General features: G+C 74.9%; 19 protein-coding genes. 10 read left to right on the forward strand and 9 right to left on the reverse strand.

Going from position 1 to position 20,109, the window contains the following annotated elements:
* Nucleotides 1-114: 114 nt before the first annotated feature.
* From ACQPXG_RS22830 to ACQPXG_RS22840, 3 genes are all read left to right on the forward strand, one after another.
* On the forward strand, nt 115-1,716 hold the full coding sequence (locus ACQPXG_RS22830) for a family 10 glycosylhydrolase (RefSeq protein ID WP_433469738.1): 1,602 nt from the start codon (nt 115-117) through the stop codon (nt 1,714-1,716).
* Between the two features lie 57 nt (nt 1,717-1,773).
* Nucleotides 1,774-1,974 carry a DUF3040 domain-containing protein gene (locus ACQPXG_RS22835; protein ID WP_433469739.1) on the forward strand — a complete coding sequence of 67 codons (201 nt, stop codon included), beginning with the start codon at nt 1,774-1,776 and terminating at the stop codon, nt 1,972-1,974.
* Between the two features lie 512 nt (nt 1,975-2,486).
* Nucleotides 2,487-3,116, forward strand: a complete 630-nt coding sequence (locus tag ACQPXG_RS22840; RefSeq protein ID WP_433469740.1) for an ATP-binding protein — start codon at nt 2,487-2,489, stop codon at nt 3,114-3,116.
* Between the two features lie 30 nt (nt 3,117-3,146).
* Here ACQPXG_RS22840 and ACQPXG_RS22845 read toward each other — a convergent pair whose 3' ends face one another.
* Both ACQPXG_RS22845 and ACQPXG_RS22850 read right to left on the reverse strand, forming a co-directional pair.
* Nucleotides 3,147-4,313 (reverse strand): helix-turn-helix transcriptional regulator, encoded by a 1,167-nt coding sequence (locus tag ACQPXG_RS22845; protein WP_433469741.1) that lies wholly within the window; start codon nt 4,311-4,313, stop codon nt 3,147-3,149.
* A 97-nt stretch (nt 4,314-4,410) separates the two neighbouring features.
* Nucleotides 4,411-7,302, reverse strand: coding sequence for a hypothetical protein (locus ACQPXG_RS22850; RefSeq protein WP_433469742.1), 2,892 nt, complete (start codon nt 7,300-7,302; stop codon nt 4,411-4,413).
* 158 nt (nt 7,303-7,460) lie between these two features.
* Here ACQPXG_RS22850 and ACQPXG_RS22855 point away from each other — a divergent pair, with 158 nt between their 5' ends.
* Nucleotides 7,461-8,522, forward strand: coding sequence for an EamA family transporter (locus ACQPXG_RS22855; protein WP_433469743.1), 1,062 nt, complete (start codon nt 7,461-7,463; stop codon nt 8,520-8,522).
* 20 nt (nt 8,523-8,542) lie between these two features.
* Here ACQPXG_RS22855 and ACQPXG_RS22860 read toward each other — a convergent pair whose 3' ends face one another.
* On the reverse strand, nt 8,543-9,313 hold the full coding sequence (locus tag ACQPXG_RS22860) for an ABC transporter permease (RefSeq protein WP_433469744.1): 771 nt from the start codon (nt 9,311-9,313) through the stop codon (nt 8,543-8,545).
* 41 nt (nt 9,314-9,354) lie between these two features.
* Nucleotides 9,355-10,302: an ATP-binding cassette domain-containing protein gene (locus tag ACQPXG_RS22865; RefSeq protein WP_433469745.1), complete on the reverse strand. Its 948-nt coding sequence runs from the start codon at nt 10,300-10,302 to the stop codon at nt 9,355-9,357.
* Nucleotides 10,303-10,400: 98 nt separating this feature from the next.
* Between ACQPXG_RS22865 and ACQPXG_RS22870 the strand changes: the two genes are divergently transcribed.
* The 3 genes from ACQPXG_RS22870 to ACQPXG_RS22880 all read left to right on the forward strand — a co-directional run bounded on the left by ACQPXG_RS22870 (nt 10,401) and on the right by ACQPXG_RS22880 (nt 13,663).
* Entirely contained in the window at nt 10,401-11,117 is a 717-nt protein-coding gene (locus ACQPXG_RS22870; RefSeq protein WP_433469746.1) for a TetR/AcrR family transcriptional regulator, read from the forward strand.
* Between the two features lie 55 nt (nt 11,118-11,172).
* Nucleotides 11,173-12,585 carry a hypothetical protein gene (locus ACQPXG_RS22875; RefSeq protein WP_433469747.1) on the forward strand — a complete coding sequence of 471 codons (1,413 nt, stop codon included), beginning with the start codon at nt 11,173-11,175 and terminating at the stop codon, nt 12,583-12,585.
* Nucleotides 12,586-12,691: 106 nt separating this feature from the next.
* Nucleotides 12,692-13,663, forward strand: a complete 972-nt coding sequence (locus ACQPXG_RS22880; RefSeq protein ID WP_433469748.1) for an ARPP-1 family domain-containing protein — start codon at nt 12,692-12,694, stop codon at nt 13,661-13,663.
* A gap of 144 nt (nt 13,664-13,807) precedes the next feature.
* On the opposite strand, the gene ACQPXG_RS22885 is transcribed toward ACQPXG_RS22880, so the two are convergent.
* The 3 genes from ACQPXG_RS22885 to ACQPXG_RS22895 form a co-directional block, all read right to left on the reverse strand.
* Nucleotides 13,808-14,260, reverse strand: a complete 453-nt coding sequence (locus ACQPXG_RS22885; RefSeq protein ID WP_433469749.1) for an acyl-CoA thioesterase — start codon at nt 14,258-14,260, stop codon at nt 13,808-13,810.
* A gap of 69 nt (nt 14,261-14,329) precedes the next feature.
* Nucleotides 14,330-15,457, reverse strand: a complete 1,128-nt coding sequence (locus ACQPXG_RS22890) for an alcohol dehydrogenase catalytic domain-containing protein (RefSeq protein WP_433469750.1) — start codon at nt 15,455-15,457, stop codon at nt 14,330-14,332.
* A 44-nt stretch (nt 15,458-15,501) separates the two neighbouring features.
* Nucleotides 15,502-16,515, reverse strand: a complete 1,014-nt coding sequence (locus ACQPXG_RS22895; protein ID WP_433469751.1) for a zinc-dependent alcohol dehydrogenase — start codon at nt 16,513-16,515, stop codon at nt 15,502-15,504.
* 294 nt (nt 16,516-16,809) lie between these two features.
* Between ACQPXG_RS22895 and ACQPXG_RS22900 the strand changes: the two genes are divergently transcribed.
* Nucleotides 16,810-17,199, forward strand: coding sequence for a YybH family protein (locus ACQPXG_RS22900; protein WP_433469752.1), 390 nt, complete (start codon nt 16,810-16,812; stop codon nt 17,197-17,199).
* On the opposite strand, the gene ACQPXG_RS22905 is transcribed toward ACQPXG_RS22900, so the two are convergent.
* Complete coding sequence (locus tag ACQPXG_RS22905) at nt 17,175-18,308, reverse strand: alkene reductase (protein ID WP_433469753.1); 1,134 nt, start codon at nt 18,306-18,308, stop codon at nt 17,175-17,177. The two genes, ACQPXG_RS22900 and ACQPXG_RS22905, sit on opposite strands and share 25 nt — an antisense overlap.
* Before the next feature lie 68 nt (nt 18,309-18,376).
* Between ACQPXG_RS22905 and ACQPXG_RS22910 the strand changes: the two genes are divergently transcribed.
* Together ACQPXG_RS22910 and ACQPXG_RS22915 are read left to right on the forward strand one after the other, a co-directional pair.
* The gene (locus ACQPXG_RS22910; protein WP_433469754.1) at nt 18,377-19,234 is read left to right on the forward strand and encodes a sigma-70 family RNA polymerase sigma factor; all 858 of its coding nucleotides are present in this window, start codon (nt 18,377-18,379) and stop codon (nt 19,232-19,234) included.
* 46 nt (nt 19,235-19,280) lie between these two features.
* On the forward strand, nt 19,281-19,556 hold the full coding sequence (locus ACQPXG_RS22915) for a helix-hairpin-helix domain-containing protein (RefSeq protein ID WP_433469755.1): 276 nt from the start codon (nt 19,281-19,283) through the stop codon (nt 19,554-19,556).
* A 100-nt stretch (nt 19,557-19,656) separates the two neighbouring features.
* Here ACQPXG_RS22915 and ACQPXG_RS22920 read toward each other — a convergent pair whose 3' ends face one another.
* Nucleotides 19,657-20,064: a nuclear transport factor 2 family protein gene (locus ACQPXG_RS22920; RefSeq protein WP_433469756.1), complete on the reverse strand. Its 408-nt coding sequence runs from the start codon at nt 20,062-20,064 to the stop codon at nt 19,657-19,659.
* Nucleotides 20,065-20,109: the final 45 nt, after the last annotated feature.

Here is a 20,109-nt window from a genome sequence, read left to right on the forward strand (position 1 = left end):
GATCGGGCAAATCGGGACGGGGTGGGATCACACGGGCGCGGGTGTTTCGTACGTGGCATCGCGGCGCGTGCGTAACAATGGGCCGCTATGGCATGGCGATCCAGGACCCGGGCAGTGGCAGTGGCGTTGACGGCGGGAGCGGCGGCGGGCGCCCTCGCCGCCTGCGGCATCCCCGACCTCGGCACCGGCGGACGCGAGGACGGCGGGCCCGTCCCGCCCGGCGCCAAGGCCGAATGCCCGAAGATCGCCGAGCCCGGCGACTCCAAGGCGCGGCAGCTGCGCGGCATGTGGATCGCCACCGTCGGCAACACCGACTTCCCCAAGGCCGCGGCCGACAAGCAGAAGAAGGCCTACACCAGGCTGCTCGACACCGCCAAGGCGATGAACATGAACGCGGTGTTCGTGCAGATCCGCCCGAACTCCGACGCCTTCTACGACTCGCCGTACGAGCCGTGGTCGCAGTGGATCACCGGCACCCAGGGCAAGGACCCCGGCTACGACGTCCTGGCGTTCATGCTGAAGGAGGCCCACGCCCGCAACCTGGAATTCCACGCCTGGTTCAACCCCTACCGCGTCTCCCGCCAGGACGACGTGAAGAAACTGCCGGCCAAGAGCCCCGCCCGGCAACACCCCGACTGGGTCCGCAAGTACGGCAAGGGACTGTGGTACGACCCGGGCCTGCCGCAGGTCCGGGACCTGGCCACCAAGGCCGTCATGGACGTCGTCACCAAGTACGACATCGACGCCGTCCACTTCGACGACTACTTCTACCCCTACCCCGAGGACGGCGACTTCCCCGACGGCGCCACCTTCAAGACCTACGGCAAGGGCATGAAGAAGGCCGACTGGCGCCGCAAGAACGTCGACACCCTCGTCCAGTCCCTGTCGGGCAGGATCCACACCGCCAAACCATGGGTGCAGTTCGGCATCAGCCCGTTCGGCGTGTGGCGCAACAAGAGCAGCGACCCCGCCGGGTCCCGCACCAGCGCCCTGCAGAGCTACGACGACATCTACGCCGATACCCGCACCTGGATCAAGAAAGGGTGGCTCGACTACGTCACCCCCCAGCTGTACTGGCCGATCGGCGACCCCCGCGCCGACTACGCCGAGCTCGCCTCCTGGTGGGCCGGCCAGGTCAAGGGCACCGGCGTCCAGCTGACCATCGGGCAGGCCGGCTACCGCGTCGGCGAGGACCCCACCTGGAAGAAACCCGCCGAACTGTCCCGCCACCTCACCCTGAACGCCAGATACCCCCAGATCCGCGGTGACGTGTTCTTCAGCGCCTCCGACATCGCCTCCGACCGCCGCGGATTCGCCTCCCGCATCCGCAAGGACCACTACGCCCGCCCCGCGATCCAGCCCGTCGTGGCCCGCCGCGGCGGCAAGGCGCCCCCGCCCGTCCAGGACACCACCGCGACCCCCGCCACCGCCGACGCCGCCGGCGGCAAGGGCGTCAAAGGCGTGAAGGGCGTCAAGGTCACCTGGCGGCCGTCCCAGGGCGCCACCTCCTACGGCGTCTACCGCGTGGACGGCGAGCACCCCGGCTGCGCCCCCGCCGACCCCGCCCGCCTCATCGGCGACGTCCGCGGCGGCGGCATCGTCGACCCCGCCGCGAAACCCGGCCACGCCTACACCTACTACATCACCGCCCTCGACCGGCTCCACCACGAGAGCCGGCCCGCACGCGGCGCAACGGTCACCGCACCCGAGGGATAATGATCATGATCCGTGGGGAGGAACCAGACACCTGACCACCCCCCGGAGGTATGAAGCATGGCGCTGTCGATGGAGGAGCAGCGGATCCTCACGCAGATCGAGGTCCGCCTGAGCGAGGACGACCCGCGGCTGGCGCACCGCCTCGCACGGCTCGGCACCCCACGCGGCCGCCGCGCCCGCACCATCGCGCTCGCAGCGGCCGCCGTCCTCGTCGTCCTCGCCGCGATCGGCGCCGGCATCGCGGCCGCCGCGCTCTGACACCCGCCCCCCGCACACACCCGCCACCCGCCGGGACGACCCCGGACACGCGAACGCCGAGACCCCGGCGAGACGAACTCGCCGGGGCCTCGGCGTTCAAGTCGGTGTGGTGGTCGCCTCACGGCGAAAGGCACAACGAAGCTCCAGCCCGGACCGCATGGGACCGGCGGTATTCCCCGAAGGCGTCAATTAGAGCCCGGGGGACACATGCCACACCGACCCGTCCACTGTAACGGCTCCCCGCGGGTGCCTCCTCCACCGCCACCCCGCATGTGGCGTTCACCTCACCCCGAAGTGAGGGTTGCCCTACGCCCGTGCACCACCCCGCCGGGCGACGCGTCACTGAATATGAGTCGAATGCGGGGAATGCCGAACACCGGCCGCCGGCACGGGGACCGCCGCCACGGCCACAAGCCCACGGCACCCCCGCACACCGACCGCGACGGGGGAACGCGGCACATCACCAGGCCGCCGACCCGCGGAACACCGCCAGAGGGTGAGGAGACGGCGAAGTGCACACCACGGGGACCGGGACCACAAGACCCGCAGACGGAAGAACGGACAGCGGCCCGGACGGGGTCACGGACGCCGCACCGGGCGGAGCTGGAACAGGAGGCGGCAGCGCCGCGGGCGCCGCCGCTGCGGCGGCATGGGAACTCGACGCCGATCCCCGGGCCGCGTCCCGCGCCCGCGCGCTCACCACCCGGACACTGCGGAGATGGCACGTCACCGACACCGCGGACGTCGACGACATCGTCCTCATCGTGGACGAACTCATCACCAACGCCGTCGTGCACGGCACCGGACCCGTCCACCTCACCCTGCGCCTGGACCGCGGCCCGGCCTCCGGCCCGCAGTGCCGTCCCGGTGGCTCCCTCGGAGACAGGGCCGAGACCGGGGACGGGAGGCGTGCGCGGCTCACCGGCGAGGTCGGCGACGGCGCCGCCGCCGCACCCGGCGTCCCCGCCGGGCCGCCCCCCGTCCTGGACTGGTCCGAGGCCGGCCGCGGGCTGCTCCTCGTCGCCGCCCTCGCCACCGAGTTCGGCGCCCGCCCCGCACCCTCCGGCAAGACCGTCTGGTTCACCCGCAGCCTCAGCCCCCCGGCCGCCGTCCCCGGCGGGAACGGCGCCGTGTGGTCCTGAGAGGCCGTGTCGTTCTGAGAACCGGCCGGGTCAGGCCTGCAGCGGGCAGCGGTCCACGATCCAGACCTCCTCGTCGTCACCCGAAGGCGGCAGCGGCGGCTCGTCGGAGAGACGGTCCAGATGCCACTCGATGTGCGCGAGGGGGCCGCGCCACCCCGCCAGCAGGTCCGCCAGCGGACGCGGCGGGCCCGGCGGGCCGTAAGGGCGCGGGTCGGGCAGCTCCGCCTCCCACAACGCGTCGTCGCAGTCGGCCGCCCAATGGCCCACCGCCTCCAGCACCTCCTGCAGATCACGCGCGAGATCGCCCAGCGACCGCAGCGCCATCGCGTCCTGGATCATCCGCTCCCGCGCGTCGAAGGGCATCTCCCGCCCGAAATCCGGCGGGAAAGGCGGCGGCCGCCCCGCCAGAACCGGCTCCTCACCGGTCGCCGCCGACCGGATCGCCGCCGCCTGCCACCGCGTCCACTCCGCCAGATGCCCCAGCACCCCCCGCAGCGCCGCAGCCCCCGCACCACCCCCCGCACCGCCACCGCTACCGCCGGTACCGGCGCCGCGCGGGCCCGGGGTGCGGACCTCCGCGGCCGCGTCGCGCAGCCGGGACCGCACGAACTCCAGCCGGTCCAGCGTCCACGCCCGGGCCCGCGCCGCGCCCGCCGGGCCGCGCGGCCCCGGCTCGGCCGGGGGACGCGGCATCGGCACCCGCAGCGCCGCCAGCAGCTCGTCCAGATCCCGGACCTCCGCGCCCCGCCCCGAAAGGAACGCCGCGCCGATCCGGTCCAGCCGGAACATCCGCGGACCGTCCCGCATCCGGCACCATCCCACCAGGTACTCCCCGTAGGGCGCGACGAGCAGGCCGTGCGCCTCCACGTCACGGAAGCTGCGGGCCCCCGCCTGGTCGGTGTAGGCGAGCCGGACGACCCGGCGGGTGCGGACCGCCTCGGCGAGGGTGTCGTGCACCGGGCCCATCAGCGACCCCGCCTCGCTCAGCGGCTCGGGCTCCGGCGGCTCCGGCAGGACGTACCCGCGGCCCTTGTCCGCCCGCACCGGCAGCCCGCCGTGCGCCAGCAGGTCCAGGTCGCGGCGGACGGTCCGCTCGCTGACGCCCAGCCGCGCCGCGTGCACGGCCGGGTCCAGCGGCTCGGGGGAGGCCGCGCGCAGTTCCGCGACGAGCGCCAGCAGCCGGTCTACGCGATCCACGCCCTCCATCGTGACCCCGCCCACCGACATTCCGCCGCCCGGCAGGGGCCCAAATCCCCTGCGGGCAAGGGAGATCGGGCCCCATGGGCGCCCGGGGTCAGCGGCCCGACAGCTCCGCCGCCAGGCCCTCGAAGTCGGCCGCCGTCAGCGACAGCGCGCTGCCGATCGCCTGCGTCGCCGCCGCGCTGCCCAGATGCCGGGTCGCCGCCCGGTCCAGGTACGCCTCCACCAGCCGCGCCCCGGTCAGCCGGCCGCGCGGGCGCAGCGCGCCCACCTCGCGGTTCACCACCGCCCACGCGTCCGACCCGAGCCGCAGGCTGCGCTCCTCGGCCAGCAGCCGCACCAGCGCGGCCCGCGCCTCGGCGACCGTCAGGTCCGGCAGCCGCACCGCACGCAGATCCGTCACCAGCTCCGGCGACGCCGCCGACAGCTCCCCGACACGGTCCGGCTCGCACGTCGCCAGCAGCGCGGTGTCGTTCACGCCCTCCAGCCGCGTCCGGTACAGCACGGACGCGTACGCCGCGCCCTGCGACTCGTCCAGGATCAGCCCGTCCAGGCCGTCCAGCAGCAGCACATGGCCCGCGTGCTCCTCCAGTGCGGCGCGCAGCCCGTCGGGGCCGTGCTCGCGCAGGTCCTCGGCGTGGACGGCGTGCAGCTCGCCGCTGGAGGCCTCCACCTCGGCCAGCGCCCGCGCCACCATCCGGGCCAGCCGCCGCTGCCCGCTGGACGGCGCCCCGATCAGCAGCAGCGCCGGCGCAGACGCGCTCGACACCTCCTGCCCGCGCAGCCGCCGCGCCCACTTGCCGCGCCGCCGCACCTCGGTGACGACGCGTTCGATGTCGTCGGCGCCGCACAGGAACCGGATCCCGTACGCCTCGGCGACCTGCGGGCTCTGCTCGGGGACGGGCGCGGGCGGCGTCGGGGGCGGCGGCTCGGGCACCGGCGCCGGCGGCGGCGGAAGGTCGGCGTGCGGTGCCGGGGCCGGGGCCGGGGCGGGCGGCGCCGCCGGCGCGTCCGCACCCGGCCACGCCGGGCCGGGATCGGGGGCGGGGCCGCGGGGGACGCGGACCGGCCCGGGGTCCAGTTGCGTCTCCTGCGGATCCGACGGCCACACCGGCTCGGGCGCCGGGCGCGGGACCGGGGCGGGGCCCGGCTGCGGCCACGCCGGCGGCTCCGGTGCCGGGGCGGGTGCGGGAGCCGCGGCGTGCGGCTCCGCGGCCGCAGGACCCGGGACCGGCGGCGCGGGAGCGGGCGCCGGGGCCGGGGGCGGAGGGATCCGCGGGAGCGGCGCATCCGAGGCGAACGGGTCCGCGGGAGCGGCCGGCGGCGGCACCGCAGGCGCGGCCTCGTGGTGGGCCTGCTCGTAGCGGGGCTGGTCGTGGCGGTGCTGCTCGTAGTGGGGCTGTTCACCCCGCGGTGGCGGCGGCGGTTCCGGTGCGGCGGGCGGCGGCACCGGCGGGGCGGCCGGGGGAGGGGCTGGCGCGACCGCGGGCGGCGGGCCCGGGGCGTCCTGCGTCGGCTCGGGAACCGGCGCGACCGGCTGGTCGGTGCCGGAGGTGGCGCGCTCGGCGGCCATGTGGGCGCGTGCGGCCTTGATGATGTCCCACGCCGACAGCTCGTCGGTGGACGGCGGAGTGTGCATCGCCGGGGACGTCAGCTCCGCCGCGACCGCCTGCGGCACCGCGAACCCCGTCGCCGGCGGCGGTACCTGCGCCAGCCGGCACCACGTCAGCCCCAGGGTGTAGGTGGTGGACAGCAGCGCCGCCAGGGCGTCGGGGTCGTCGCTGCGCAGGGCGTCGGGGAGCCGGCCGTCGCGCGGCCACAGCGACCGCAGCGGGTTGGCCGGGTCGGCCAGCACCGCCTGCAGCGTCCGGGCGCTGTCGGTGTCCAGCCAGCGCTGCAGCGCTGGGAGCGCGCCCGGCGCGGCCTGAAGGTCGGCGGCCAGCACCGCGATCCCGGCGCGGCGGACCTCGTCGTGGCCACGGCCGGTGGCGGCCGGGCGCGGCCCGGTCAGCCCGGCGACGATCTCCTGCAGGTCGTACAGGGCCAGGCGCAGGTACTCGCCGGGCGCGGTGTCGCGGACCATCGGGGTCGCGAACTCGGCGGGGCAGCGACGCCGCCATTCCTGCAGGATCGCGTCGGGCCCGTACCGGACGGTGGCCATGTCCTGGTTGACCATCCGCAGCGACGCCGCCGTGACCGCGGCCAGGGCGTCGGCGCCGGGCCGGAACCGGGGGTCGGCCTGCAGCCCGGCCGCGACCTCGTACATGACGCGGGCGATGTGGGCGGCGCCGCCGCCGTCCCCCGCGCCGAGCCGGTGGACGTAGTAGCCGGCCAGGGTGCCGAAGTCGGGCGGCATCATCCAGTGCAGCTGGTCGGCCGACGTCGTCAGGAACGGGATGAACGACTCGATCAGGGGGTGCTCGGTCAGCACGACCGGGGATCCGGCGCACCACAGCAGCGCGCCCCACGCGGCGGCGACCGTGCTGGGCGTGCCCGGCTGGAACATGGGGTCGCGCTGGGCGAACTGCTGCGGGTTGACCGCGAGGGCGGTGGTGAGGGCCTGGGAGATGCGGGCGACGACGGCGGTGTCGGGCACGGGCCCGAGGAACCCCAGCGGCGCGACCCGCCCGGCGGCGAGGTCGGGGCCGGTCGGGAACAGCTGCGGCGGGACCGGCGGGGTCCCGGCGCCCTGGGGCGCGGGGACCGCGACGCGGCGGTCCTCGGGCTGCGCGGGCGGCGGGCAGGGGTGCCAGGTGCCGTCCAGCCCGCACCGGTACCAGCGTCCCCACGCGCCGTAGAGCCACCATTCGCCGGCGCCCCACAGCATCCGCGCGGCGATCTGGGCGGCGCGGTCGGCGGGCTGGGCCGTCTGCCACCACGGTGAGGCCACCAGCTCCCGCACGTTGCCCTCGACCGAGGCGAACAGGTCGCCGCCCGGGCCGCCTCCGGTTCCGCCGGGCCCCGCCCCGGCCGCCTGCCAGCTCATCACGCGAATAGTAGTCCCAGTGGGCGGTCCGTCCGGCATCGCGTGAGTTACGGGCGGGTAGCCCCGCCATCGACGTGTAAGTACCGTTATGGCAGGATGCTCATTAGCCTGCCGTGCGGCGGGCCGCCACGTGAACGGGGGCGACGAACGGGGGGACGATGGACGGCGCCGCACGGACCCGCGCCTGGGGCCTCGGCCTGGCGCTGTTCTCCTCGGTGTGCTTCGGCGCGTCCGGGCCGTTCGGCAAGGCCCTCATCGAGGCCGGGCTCGGGCCCCTGCAGGCGGTGTGGCTGCGGATCGCGGTGGCGGCGGCGGTCCTGGCCCCGCTCGCGCTGGCGCTGCGGGGCGCCTCGGCCGCCCGCGCGCTGCGCCCCCACCTGCGGTCGGTCGCCGTCTACGGGCTGGCCGGCGTCGCCGGCTGCCAGGCGTTCTACTTCGTGGCCGCGTCCCGGCTGCCGGTCGGCGTGGCGATCCTGCTGGAGTTCGCCGGCCCCGTCATCGTGCTCTGCTGGCTGCGGCTGGTCCGCCGCGCCCCCGTGCACCGCAGCGCCGCCGCCGGCGTCGCGATCGCCATGACCGGCCTCGCGCTGGTGGTGCAGGTGTGGTCGGGCCTGTCGCTGGACCCGGTCGGGCTGGCCGCCGGTCTCGGCGCCGCCGCCTGCCAGGCGTCCTACTTTCTCATCGTCGACCGCCTCACCGGGCAGGTCGACCCCCTCGTCATCACCTCCGCCGGCAGCGTCGTCGCCGCCGCCGTCCTCACCGTGTTCGCCGCCCCGTGGGCGCTGCCGTGGGACGTGCTGCCCGCGCACGTCCCCGTCGCCGGGCACACCGCGCCCGGCTGGGCCCTGGTCGCCTGGATCGGGATCGTCAGCACCGTCATCGCCTACCTCACCGGCGTCGCCGGCCTGCAACGGCTGTCGGCGCAGGTCGGCGGCGCCATCTGCTACACCGAGGCCGTCGCCGCCGCCCTCATCGCCTGGGCCGCGCTCGGCGAGCGCCTCACCCCCGTCCAGATGACCGGCGGCGCGATCGTGCTGGCCGGCGCCTACATCGCCCAGCGAGCCGCCGTCACCCGGCCGGGCTCGGCGCCGCCGGCGGGACGCACCTCAGCGGACGCGACAGAGGACGAAGCAGGGGCCACAGCCGGGGACGCGCCGGTGCGGCCGCGGCGGCGCCGGGGTCGTGACCGCCCCGCCGCCCCGGCCGCCGACCAGGCCTGAGCAGTCCTGTTCGAACCTGCTCAGGCGTTCTCGCCGCGGAACCGGCGGACGCCCAGCGCCACCGACACCACCAGCAGCACCACCGCCACCAGCGCGCCCTCCGCGACCGCCGCGGACGAGAAATCGCCGAGGAACGCCGCCCGCGCCGCGTCCACCACGTAACGGAACGGCGTGAACCGCGACACCACGTCCAGCCAGCCCGGCGCCAGGCTCATCGGCAGCAGGATCCCCGACAGCAGCATCAGCGGCAGCGTCACCGCCGACAGCAGCGGAGCGAACGCGTCCTCGCTGCGCGTCCTCATCGCCAGCACATACGACAGCGACGCCACGCTCACCGCGAGCGACACCACCAGCAGCAGCCCGACGGCGATCCCCCCGGCCGGCGCCCGCAGCCCCAGCGCCAGCCCGACCGCCACCAGCGCCACCCCCTGGAACGCCACGACGGCGGTGTCGCGCAGCACCCGCCCCAGCAGCAGCGCGGTGCGGCTCACCGGGGTGACGCGCAGCCGCTCCACCACCCCCGACCGCAGGTCGGCGATCAGCCCGAACCCGACGAACCCGGCGCCGAACAGCGCGAGCTGGATCAGCACCCCGGGCACGAACACCTGCCAGGCGTTGCCCGCACCGAACCCCCGGACGTCGACCAGCTCCGACAGCAGCGGCCCGAACAGCACCAGGTACAGCAGCGGCTGCATCGCGCCGAACACCACCGCGACCTTGCTGCGCAGCGTCTGCCGCATGTGCCGCAGGAAGATCAGCCGCGTGTCGGACACGGTCCGTGCGAAGGACATCGAAACTCCTCTATTCAGGGCAGGGGGTTCAGGCGGGGGGTTCAGGCGGCGTCGCGCAGGGAGCGGCCGGTGACGGTGAGGAACACGTCGTCGAGGGTGGGCCGGGCCAGGCTCAGCGAGGCCAGCTCCACCCCGGCGCCGTCCAGCGCCCGGATCAGGCCCATCAGCGACTTCTCGCCGTCCTCGACGGTGAGCCGGACGGTGCCGCCGGTGACGGTGGCCTCGCGGACGGCGGGATGCTCCGACAGCGCCTTGCGGGCGCCGTCGGAGCCGGACGCGTCGGCCAGCTCCAGCGTGACGACGTCGCCGGCGACACGGCGCCTGAGGTCGGCGGGCGTGCCCTCGGCCACGATCCGCCCCCGGTCGATGATCAGCAGCCGGTCGCACAGCGCGTCGGCCTCGTCCAGGTAGTGCGTGGTGAGGAACACCGTCGTGCCGTCCCGGTCGCGCATGGAGCGGATGTGGTCCCACAGGTTGCCGCGGCTCTGCGGGTCCAGGCCGGTGGTCGGCTCGTCCAGGAACAGCAGCGGCGGGCGGTGCACCAGCCCGAGCGCGATGTCCAGCCGGCGCCGCTGCCCGCCCGACAGGGCCCCCGACGGACGCGGCCCCAGGCCGTCGATGTCCAGGCGGGCGCACAGCGCGGCGATCCGCGCGCCGCGGTCGGTGACGCCGTAGAGGCGGGCCTGCAGGTCCAGTTCCTCGGCCGCCGGCACGGACGGGTCGGTGCCGCCGCCCTGCGCGACGTAGCCGATGCGGCGCCGCACGCCGGCCGGGTCGGCGCGCAGGTCGCATCCCGCGACCGTCGCGGTCCCGGCGGTCGGCGCCAGCAGCGTCGTCAGCATCCGCAGCGTCGTGGTCTTCCCGGCGCCGTTCGGCCCGAGGAACCCGACGATCTCGCCGGCCGCGACCGACAGGTCCACACCGGCGACGGCCTCGACCGTCCCGTGCCCGCCGGTGAAGGTGCGGGCGAGCCCGCGCGCCTTGATCACGATGACCTCCTCAGAGAACGACGACGCCCGCTAGCGTAACCCCAATTTTGGTGTCACACCAAGTTTTCAGTGACTCTAACGAAGGTATATTCCGGGGCATGGGTGAAGAGCTCGTCCCGGGCGCACAGCCGGAACTCGGACTGCGGGAACGCAAGAAGCGCGAGACGCGCCGCCGCATCGCCGACATCGCCACCGGGCTGTTCATGACGCGCGGGTTCGACAACGTCACCATCGCCGACGTCGCCCGCACCGCCGACGTGTCGGTCAACACCGTCTTCAACTACTTCAAGACCAAGGAGGACCTGTTCTTCGACCGGCAGGACGAGATGATCGAAGCCGCCGCGCGCGACTTCCGCGGCCGCCGCCCCGGCGAGAGCGCCGCCGCCCTGTTCCGCCGCCGGTTCTTCGAGGGACTGGACGCCCGCGCCTACCAGACCGCCTTCCACGAGGGATCGGAGGTCTGGACCGACACCGTCCGCAACAGCCCCGCCCTCACCGCCCGCGGGCGCGAGATGGTCCGCCTCGCCCAGGACCACCTCGCCGGGCTCCTCGCCGACGACACCGGCGCCGGCCCCGACGACATCGCCCCCCGCGCGGCCGCCGCGATGATCTTCGCCGTGCAGACCACGCTCGTCGAGCAGATCGCCGACCGCAAGAGCGCGGGGGAGACCCTGGAGGAGATGCGCGACGACGTCTACGCCGCCGCCGCCCGCGCCTTCGACCTCCTCGAACACGGCCTCGGCGGATACGCTGCCGCGCCCTCCGCCGAAGGCGCGGCGGAAAGCGACACCGGGGAGCGCGCCGCCGGAAAATGAGTGTCGGGCCCCTCCCGATCATTCCTACACTCCATGATTGCGGAGGCCGACAATCATGGACACCCCCACGCTCCTCGCCCACCTCGAGAACCACGACACCGCCCTCACCCTGCCCAGGGGCTCCACACTGCGCTGGGACGACGCGGACCTGCACCGCGCCGCCCACACCGACGACGCCGAGGGCTACGCGCTGCTCGGCCTCGCACCCGGCGTGCGGCCCTGGCAGCGCGCCCGCGTGCTGCTGCAGATCCTCGCCGCCTCCCAGGCCGGCCTGGACGAACCGGCCCGCGACGTGCAGGCCCGCGTCGCCCGCGTCCTGACCCTCGGCCTGCCGCCCGCCCACGTCATCACCGTCCTGCTCGCGCTGCGGCGGCTGCGCGCCAACCACAAGCACACCACCCGCACCGCGCTGCGGTTCGTCCTGGAGCACCCGGCCGCCGACGCGCTCATCGCCGCGCGCCGCCCCGCCCTGCTCGACTGCTTCGAGCACGCCCTCGGCACCGCCACCGCCCGCGGCTGCGCCCGCCGCATCGACGGAGGCGACACCGGCTCGGACTACCTGCGGCGGCGCCTCCTGCGATTCCTCACCGACCCCGCCGCCGCGGCCGACCGCGTCCAGGCCCTCTACCGGACCACGGACACGGCACCGGACACCGCACGAGACACCACCGCGCCGGAGGCGGGGATGCCGGACGATCCGGTGCTGCCGGACGATCCGGTGCTGCCGGACGATCCGGTGCTGCCGGACGATCCGGTGCTGCCGGTCGACACCGTCCGGGAACGGCCCGCCACCATCACCGCGACCAACCGCGGCGACATCGCCGCCACCCTCGTCCACCTGTACCGGGGCGGCCCCGCCGAGGACCTGTACGCCGCGCTCGGCCGCTACGTCGGCGCCGCCGCCGGCGCGTTCCCCCGCTTCGCCGGGACGGTCGCGCTCGTGCTGGACGCCTCGGCGTCCATGCGCGGCTACGGCGACCGCGAATGGGCCGTGCTGTCCCAGGCCGCCGCGCTGCGGATGGTGCTGTCGCAGGTGTGCGACCGGCTGGAGGTCATCGAGGCCGGCGGCGACGAACGCGCCCCGCGCGGCGCCACCGACCTGGCCACCGGCGTCCTGGACGCGCTCGGCACCGACCCCGACCTGGTCGCCGTCGTCTCCGACGGCTACGAGAACGTCTTCCCCGGCGACCTGGCCCGCGTCGTGGCGAGCCTGCCGCGCGCCGGGATCACCACCCCCGTGGTGTTCTGCCACGCCCTGTTCACCGGCAGCGACGACCTGACGCTGCGGCGCCCCGCCCCGTCCCTGCCGCAGCGCGGATTCTGGCACCAGGACGACTTCGCCGAACTGCTGCCGTGGATGTTCGGGCACTGCGACGCCGGCGCGCCCTGGCTGCGCGCCGCCCTGCACGCCCGCCTGGACGTCCTGGACCGGCAGGCCGACGGCTTGGCCGCCCGCCTCGCCGCCTGAGAGCCCCGCAGAGAACCCCTGAGGACGCCGCCCGAACCATCCCGGGCGGGCGCCGGACGGCACGTCCCGCCCGCGCCCGCCCGCACCAACGGAAAGGGAGCACCGCATGACCGAGATGACGGCGCTCGACACCCTCCTGCCCGGCCCGCTCAGCCTCGCCGGGCACCGCCTGGGCACCCCCCAGCAGGCCGGCGCGCTCACCATGGTGCCGATCTCCGGGCCCGCCCACCCCGGCTTCGTGGCGCCCCGCACCGGCCTCAAGCTGTCCAGAGTGGTCGGGTACGGGCAGGTCGAGCTCACCAACGGCGCCGGCTCCGGCGTCGCGATCGTCCCGCTGCACATCGGCTACATCCAGGACCGCGCCCAGAACCACGCCCTGTGCCGGTCGGCGTTCCTGGCCGCCGGGCAGACCCTGCGGTTCGACGACGCCTGCTGCGTCCAGGAGAGCCAGGGCGGCTACCTCACCGAACGCGACCAGTGGTTCTTCGTCCTGCCCGTCGAGCTGCGCGCCCGCGCGCTGGAACTGCGCGGCGTCACCGGCTACAGCAAGCTGTGGGGCGACATCGCCGATCTCAACGCCCGCTACGGCCTGCCGCGGCGCGGCCACCTGGAGCAGATCCTGTCCCGCAAGCGGCCCGTGCTGACCCAGTTCCGGTCCCGGCTGGAACCGCAGCCCGGCCAGGTCGGCGCGCTGTTCTTCGTCGCCGGCCGGTTCGCCGGCCTGGAGATCGCGCCCGACCCCGGCTACTTCGCCGAGATGTGGACCGCGCTGGTCTGCTTCGCCTACGGCGTCGCCGCCTGGCACGCCGAACCCGCCGCCGAACCCGCCCCCGCCGGGCCCGTGCCCTTCGAGGCGGACGGCCTCGCGGGGCTGCGCGGCGCCCTGGAACGCGACCGCTCCGCCCGCCTCGCCGAGATCGGCGGATGGCTCGCCGCCGCCCCCGCCGGGCCCGTCGAACTGACCGAGGAGGACCGCTACCTGGACCTGCGGCTGTCCACCGTCACCGGCCCGCACCTGGCCGGGCAGATCGTCACCGACGGCGGCCGCACCGTCTACGCGTCCCTGTTCGCCCGCTGACCCCCCGGGAGGCCCCACGAAAGGGAAAAGGGGTTGCCCCGGGGGCGCGGCAGTCGGTTGAATCACATACGCGGGAACTGTGCCGGGCACGTCAGGCGGAACCCCGATTCCAAATCCGGGAAACGCGCGACGCTCGAGACGTCGTCAAGGCGATGATGAACCTGACGAGGCGCCGGCCGCCTGTCCCGCCCCGTCCAGGTAGGGCCCCAGGCCCGACCTGACCTGCGGCGGCATCTCCTTCTTGGCCTTGGACGCCGGGTCGATGAACACGTGCCGCACCTCGCCGTCGGCGATGAGCCGCCCACCCACCCGGAACACCGGCCGCACGACCATGCTCGTCGTCCCCAGGTGCGCCACCGGCATCGACACCTCCAGCAGCTCGTCGAACCGCGCGCCCTCCCGGTAGCGGATCCGCGCCTCCGCCACCACCAGGTCGTACCCCTGCTCCACCATGCCGGCCCAGTCACCGAACAGCGCCCGCCACATCTCCGTCAGCGCCACGTCGTAGAAGAACAGGTAGTGGCCGTTGAACACCACGCCCTGCTGGTCGCACTCGCTGTACCGCACCCGCAGCCGATGCGTGAACATCTCACCCATACCGGGCATCCTGCCGCATCCGGCGGCCCGGCCCGCGCGCAGGCCGCCGCCCGCGCGCGGTGCCCCCGGTCACACCCCGGGGACGGCCAGGGGGTCGCGGGCCAGGACGAGCTTGGTGGTGCGGGCCGCGTACGCGGTCGGGGCGTCGTCCCAGCCGGCGGTCAGCGTGGTGACGTTCTCGGCCGGGAACCCGGTGCGCCGCAGGAACTCCAGCAGATCGGGCAGGGTGGCGCGGGCGTGCGACACCCCGACGCGCAGGGTCGCGTCGGTGGCGTACATGCGCATCAGCGGCAGCCGCGTCCCGGCGGCCAGGTAGTAGCCCACCGCCGTGCAGATCCCCCCGGGCGCCAGTGCGCGCAGCCCGGCCCGCAGCCCGGCGGCGCGGGAGGTCGCCTCGACCACCACGTCGTAGCGGCGGCCGGCGGGCCGGGCACCGGGGCGGGCCCGCGCGCCGAACGATTCGGCGATGCGTCGCCGCCCGGGGTCGTCGTCGAGGTAGTCGACCAGCGCGGCGCCGTGCGCGACCGCCAGGCCGGCCGCGTACAGGCCGATGCTCTTGGCGCCGCCGCCCAGCACCAGGACCGTGCCGCCCTCCCGCTCCGCCAGCGGCGGGACGACCGCGCGCCAGGCGTCGGCGAGATTGTCGCCGGCGGCCGCGACCCGCGCGGCGGGAACCCCGACGGGGACCGGCACGAGCAGATGGTCGGCGAACGGGACGCGGATCAGGTCGGTGACCATGCCGCCCCATCCGCCGGCCGAGGCGCCGAACCCGAACGCCGCCAGCACACCGCCGCCCGACCCCGTGGTCGTGGCGCACGTGGAGGTCAGGCCGCGGCGGCACGGCGGGCACGCACCGCACGAGACCGCCCACGGGACGACCACCGTCTGCCCGGGCCGCACCGCGCGGACCCCTGAGCCGACGGCGGTGACCTGGCCGACGCACTCGTGCCCGATCGCCAGCGGCCCGCGGAAGGGGACCGTGCCGCAGATGCGGCCCACGACGGGGTCGACCAGACCCAGCGTCATCCCCGCCTGCAGGATCCGCGAGACCGGCCGGTGGACCGGCACGGTGTCGCCGTCGCAGCGCCCGGCCAGGAACGGCCGCACGATCGCATCGCCCGGATCGGCCGGCTCCGGGGCGGCGCGTTCACCCCAGGCGAGGGTCCCGGCGCGCAGCAGCCGCAACTCCCGCACCACCCCCCGCGCGGACCCTCGCGCACCTCCCCGCCCAGCCGCCGGCCTCACCGGGGAAGGTCGCGGACGAAGACGGGCTTGGTGTGCAGCTCGGGCAACGCCTCGGGCAGCCGCTCCCAGTCCAGCACGTGCGAGACCACCCGGCCGGGATCGACCTTCCCCGCCGCGGCGAGCTCCAGTGCCTCGGGGATGTGCGCGCGGACGTTGTCCCGGGCCACGCGCAGCGTCACGCCGGTCAGATACATCTCCAGCAGCGGCAGTTCACCGGGCCGGAAATGGTTCCCGGCGCTCTCGCAGATCCCCTCGGGGACCAGCGACCGCAGCGCCAGCGCGAGCTCGTCCACCCGGCCGGTGGCCTCCACGGCGATCTCGAAACCGTGCGCGACCGGCTCGATCGCCTCGGCGGTCCGGGCGCCGTACTCCTCGGCCCGCGCTCGGTGCGCCGGGTCGGGATCGACGTAGAGCACCTCGCCGGCGCCCAGCGCGCGGGCGATGTCGCACACGTACAGGCCGATGCTGCCGCGGGCGACGACCAGCACCCGGGCGCCCGGACGGGCCCGCAGGTGCGGCGCGATCAGCCGCCAGGCCAGCGACCAGTTGTCGCTCGCCGAGGCCATCGCCACCGGGTCAAGGCCCGCCGGCAGCGGCACCAGCATCGCCTCGGCGAACGGCACGTGCACCAGATCGGAGAACAACCCGCCCCAGTCCCCGCCGATCGGCGCCCCGTACATCGCCATGTGCGGCACCTCGGTGCAGTGCGCCGTCAACCCGGCACGGCACCGCCAGCACCGGCCGCAGCACACGTGCCAGGGCACCACGACCAGATCACCGGGCGCGACGTTCCCGACGGCGTCGCCGATGTCGACGACCCGCGCGACCGCCTCATGACCCACCGCGAACGGCGGGTCGACCGGCCCGTGCCCGGCCAGGATCATCGAGTCGACATCGCAGGTCGTCGCCGCCACCGGCGCCACCACCGCCTCACCCGGCCCGGCCACCACCGGATCGGGCCGCTCGCGCCACCGCACGGCGCGGCGTCCGGTGTAGACGAGCTCACGCATCGCCGCGCCGCCTCCCGCCCGCGGACTCGGACCGCACGTTCAGGTGCCCGCCGGGCGCGAGCGCGCCCCGGGCGGCGGCGAGCTGGATCTCCGGCATGACACGCGCCTCCTCGATGATGCCCCCGGCCACGGGTTATAACGACCGTCATAACTTCGCGGCAACCCTAGGCTATAACGAGCGTCATAGCCAGCTTTGTATAACCGGTGCTTCTGGACTGGAGAAGGATCATCTCTTGGACTTATCGGGCAGGCGGCGGCCACGATGGGAGGTGTCAGCGGCACAAGGAGGAGACCATGACCGAATACGCCAAGGCCATGCGGCCCGAGGACATCACCCGGCTGTTCGTCGAACGCTCCAACGCCGGCGACGCGGCCGGCGTCGCCGCCCTCTACGCGGAGGACGCGGTGATGGCCTACCCGCCCGGATCACAGACCGTGGGACGCGACGCGATCCGGGCGCTGTGGGAGAAGGTCCTGGCCGGCCGTCCCCGCTTCGAGCCCGAGGAGCCCCTGCCGACCCTGGTCAGCGGCGACCTCGCCCTCACCTCCACGCCGCCCAGGGACGGGGCGGGCGCCCGCGCGCAGGTCGTCCGCCGCCAGCCCGACGGCAGCTGGCTGCGCGTCCTCGACCAGCCCGAGTTCGTCCCGCCCTCCGGGGCTCAGGACCCCGCCCAGATCGGATAGTCGACGTAGCCGCGCGCCCCGCCGCGGTAGTGGGTGCCCCGGTCGCCGCGCACCGTCCCCAGGCCCAGCGCGAACCGGGCGACCAGATCGGGATTGGCGACGAACGGCCGCGCGAACGACACCGCGTCCGCGACCCCCGCCTCGACGATCGCGTTCCCCGACTCCCGGCCGAACCCGTGATTGGCGACCAGGGCACCGCCGAAAAGCTTGCGGTAGCGGGCGAACGCGTCGAAGTCCGGGACGCCGCCCGGCACCGGCCCCCGCAGATGCAGATACGCGAGCGGGCGGCGGTCCAGCTCGGCCACCAGGCCGTCGAAGGCGGCGAGGGTCTCCTCGTCGGCCGTGTACGGATAGACCTCGCCGCGCACCGCGGCGGAGGTGTCGCGGACGGTCCAGTACGGTGACAGCCGCACCCCGGCCCGGCGCCCGTCCCACGCCGCCGTCACCGCGTCCACGATCTCCAGCAGCAGGCGGCCGCGGTCGGTGCCGTAGCCGTCGGCTCGGCGGTTGAGGCGCGGGTTGAGGAACTGCGCGATCAGGTACGTGCCGTTCGCGGCGATCTCCACACCGTCGAACCCGGCGCGGCGCGCCCGCTCGGACGCCGCACCGTAGTCGGCGACCGTCCGCCCGATCTCCGCGGCCGTCATCTCCCTCGGCGTGACGGTCGGCCGGGGTCCCGCCGCCGTCCAGCACACCTCACCCGGATCCACCGCCGACGGCCCGGCGGGCCGGGCCCCGCCCAGGTGATCGGGATGGGAGCCGGCGCCCGTGTGCCACAACTGCAGCACCACGCGCCCGCCGAGGGCGTGCACGACGTCGGTGACGCGCCGCCACGCCGCCACCTGCCGCTCGCTGTAGATGCCGGGCACGCCGGGGAACCCGATCGCCCGCTCGCTCACCCACGCGCTCTCGGCGACGATCAGCCCGGCCGTCGCCCGCTGCCCGTAGTAGGCGGCGTGCAGGTCCGTCGGCACCAGCTCGGAATTGGTCGCCCGGGCCCGCGTCAACGGCGCCATCACCACCCGGTTGGGGAGCCGCAGGTCCCCGAGCGTCACCGGTCGCAGCAGCGGCTGCCCGCCCGGCTCGCTACCCTGGTCACATCGGATCATCGTCTTCCTGCCGTAGTCGTCTCTCGGATGCCACGAAGCAGACGGAACCCGGCACGGAAAGGTGACCGATGGACGAGGAACTCGCCGAACGCTTCGAGGCGCACCGCGGCGCACTGCGCGCGGTCGCCTACCGGATGCTCGGCAGACCCGGCGAAACCGACGACGCCGTCCAGGAGGCCTGGCTGCGCCTCTCCCGCACCGACGCCGCCGGGATCGACGACCTTGAGGCGTGGCTGCGCACCGTCGTGGCCCGCATCTGCCTCGACATGCTCCGCTCCCGCACGGCCCGGCGCGAGGAACCCTACGGCTGGCACTCACCCGTCCAGGCACACGACGGCGACCCCGAACACGAGGCCGTCCTGATCGAGACGGTCGGACGCGCCATGCTCGTCGTCCTGGACACCCTCGGCCCCGCCGAACGCGTCGCGTTCGTCCTGCACGACGTGTTCGCCGTCCCCTTCGACCAGATCGCCGCCATCGTCGGCCGCACCCCGTCGGCCGCCAAGAAGCTCGCCAGCCGCGCCCGCCACCGCGTCCGCGGCGCCGCCGCCCCCACCACCGAACTCGCCGAACAACGCCGCGTCGTCGACGCGTTCCTCGCCGCCGCCCGCAGCGGCGACCTGAACGCCCTCCTCGGCGTCCTGGCCCCCGACGTCCTCCGCCGCGCCGACCACGCCGCCCTCACCCCCGGCCGCCCCGCCGTCCTGCGCGGCGCAGACGCCGTCGCCCGCGAGATGCAGCTCTTCGGCCGCCGCGCCAGGTACGCCGAACCCGCCCTCGTCAACGGCACGGCCGGCGCCGTCGTCGCCCCCCACGGCCGCCTCCTGCTCGCCCTCGCCATCACCGTCCACGACGGCCGCGTCACCGAATACGAGATGATCGCCGACCCGTCCCGCCTCAAGGCCCTCGACCTCGCCGTCCCGTGACCGATACCGACAAGACCCCGCCTCGCCCCCGGCCTACGGTGGCCCCATGAGTACCGACCTGACCGGGCTGGCCAACGTGGGACCGGCCGTGGCCCGCTACTTCGAACGCATCGGCATCACCACCATCGCCCAGCTCCCGGGCCGCGACCCCGTCGAGCTGTACGAGCGCATGTCGGCCGCCTGCGGCCACCGCCTCGACCCCTGCCTGCTCGACACCGTCATGTCCGCCGTCGACCAGGCCGAAGGACGCCCCGCCCGCCCCTGGTGGCACTACACCTCCGACCGCAAACGCCTCCTCACCGACACCCGCGCCGCGCCGTAATCTGAAGCGCGGGAGCCCCTGGGACTTTGGCGGGGCGCTGAGGGGCCGGGGCGTCGGGGTCGGGGCGTCCGCGCAGCCCTTTGCGGGTGGCGTGGACCTGTCACACGCGGCCGCCCAAGGGGGTGCGGTGTGCGTGGATCTTCCGGTGGCCGATCCGCCAGCCGTGCGGGGTGCGGATGACGGTGTCCTCGTAGGTCACGCTCCCGGCGGTGCCGTCGGCGTTGACGCCGATCCCCTTGGAGCGCGCGTGCACCCGGCCGTCGGCGGCCTCGGTGAGGACGACGTTGGTGACGTGATGACCGACCGGGTTGAGCTCGCCCAGCGCACGCCCCGCGGCGACGCACGCCGCGACGCCCAGCAAAGGCTCCTGCCCGAAGTCGGACACGTCGTAGACGACGTCGGCGGTGAAGACCTCGTCCAGCCGGTCCAGCTCCCCGCTGTCGCACAGGTGGCCGTGCATGGAGATCAGCTCGGTGATCTCGGTGCGGTCGTCGGCGGTGAACGCCATCGCTCCTCCTCAGGGTTCGGCCCAGGCACTAAACGGGGAACTCCC

Source organism: Spirillospora sp. CA-128828, assembly GCF_050945415.1.
Classification (GTDB): Bacteria; Actinomycetota; Actinomycetes; order Streptosporangiales; family Streptosporangiaceae; genus Spirillospora.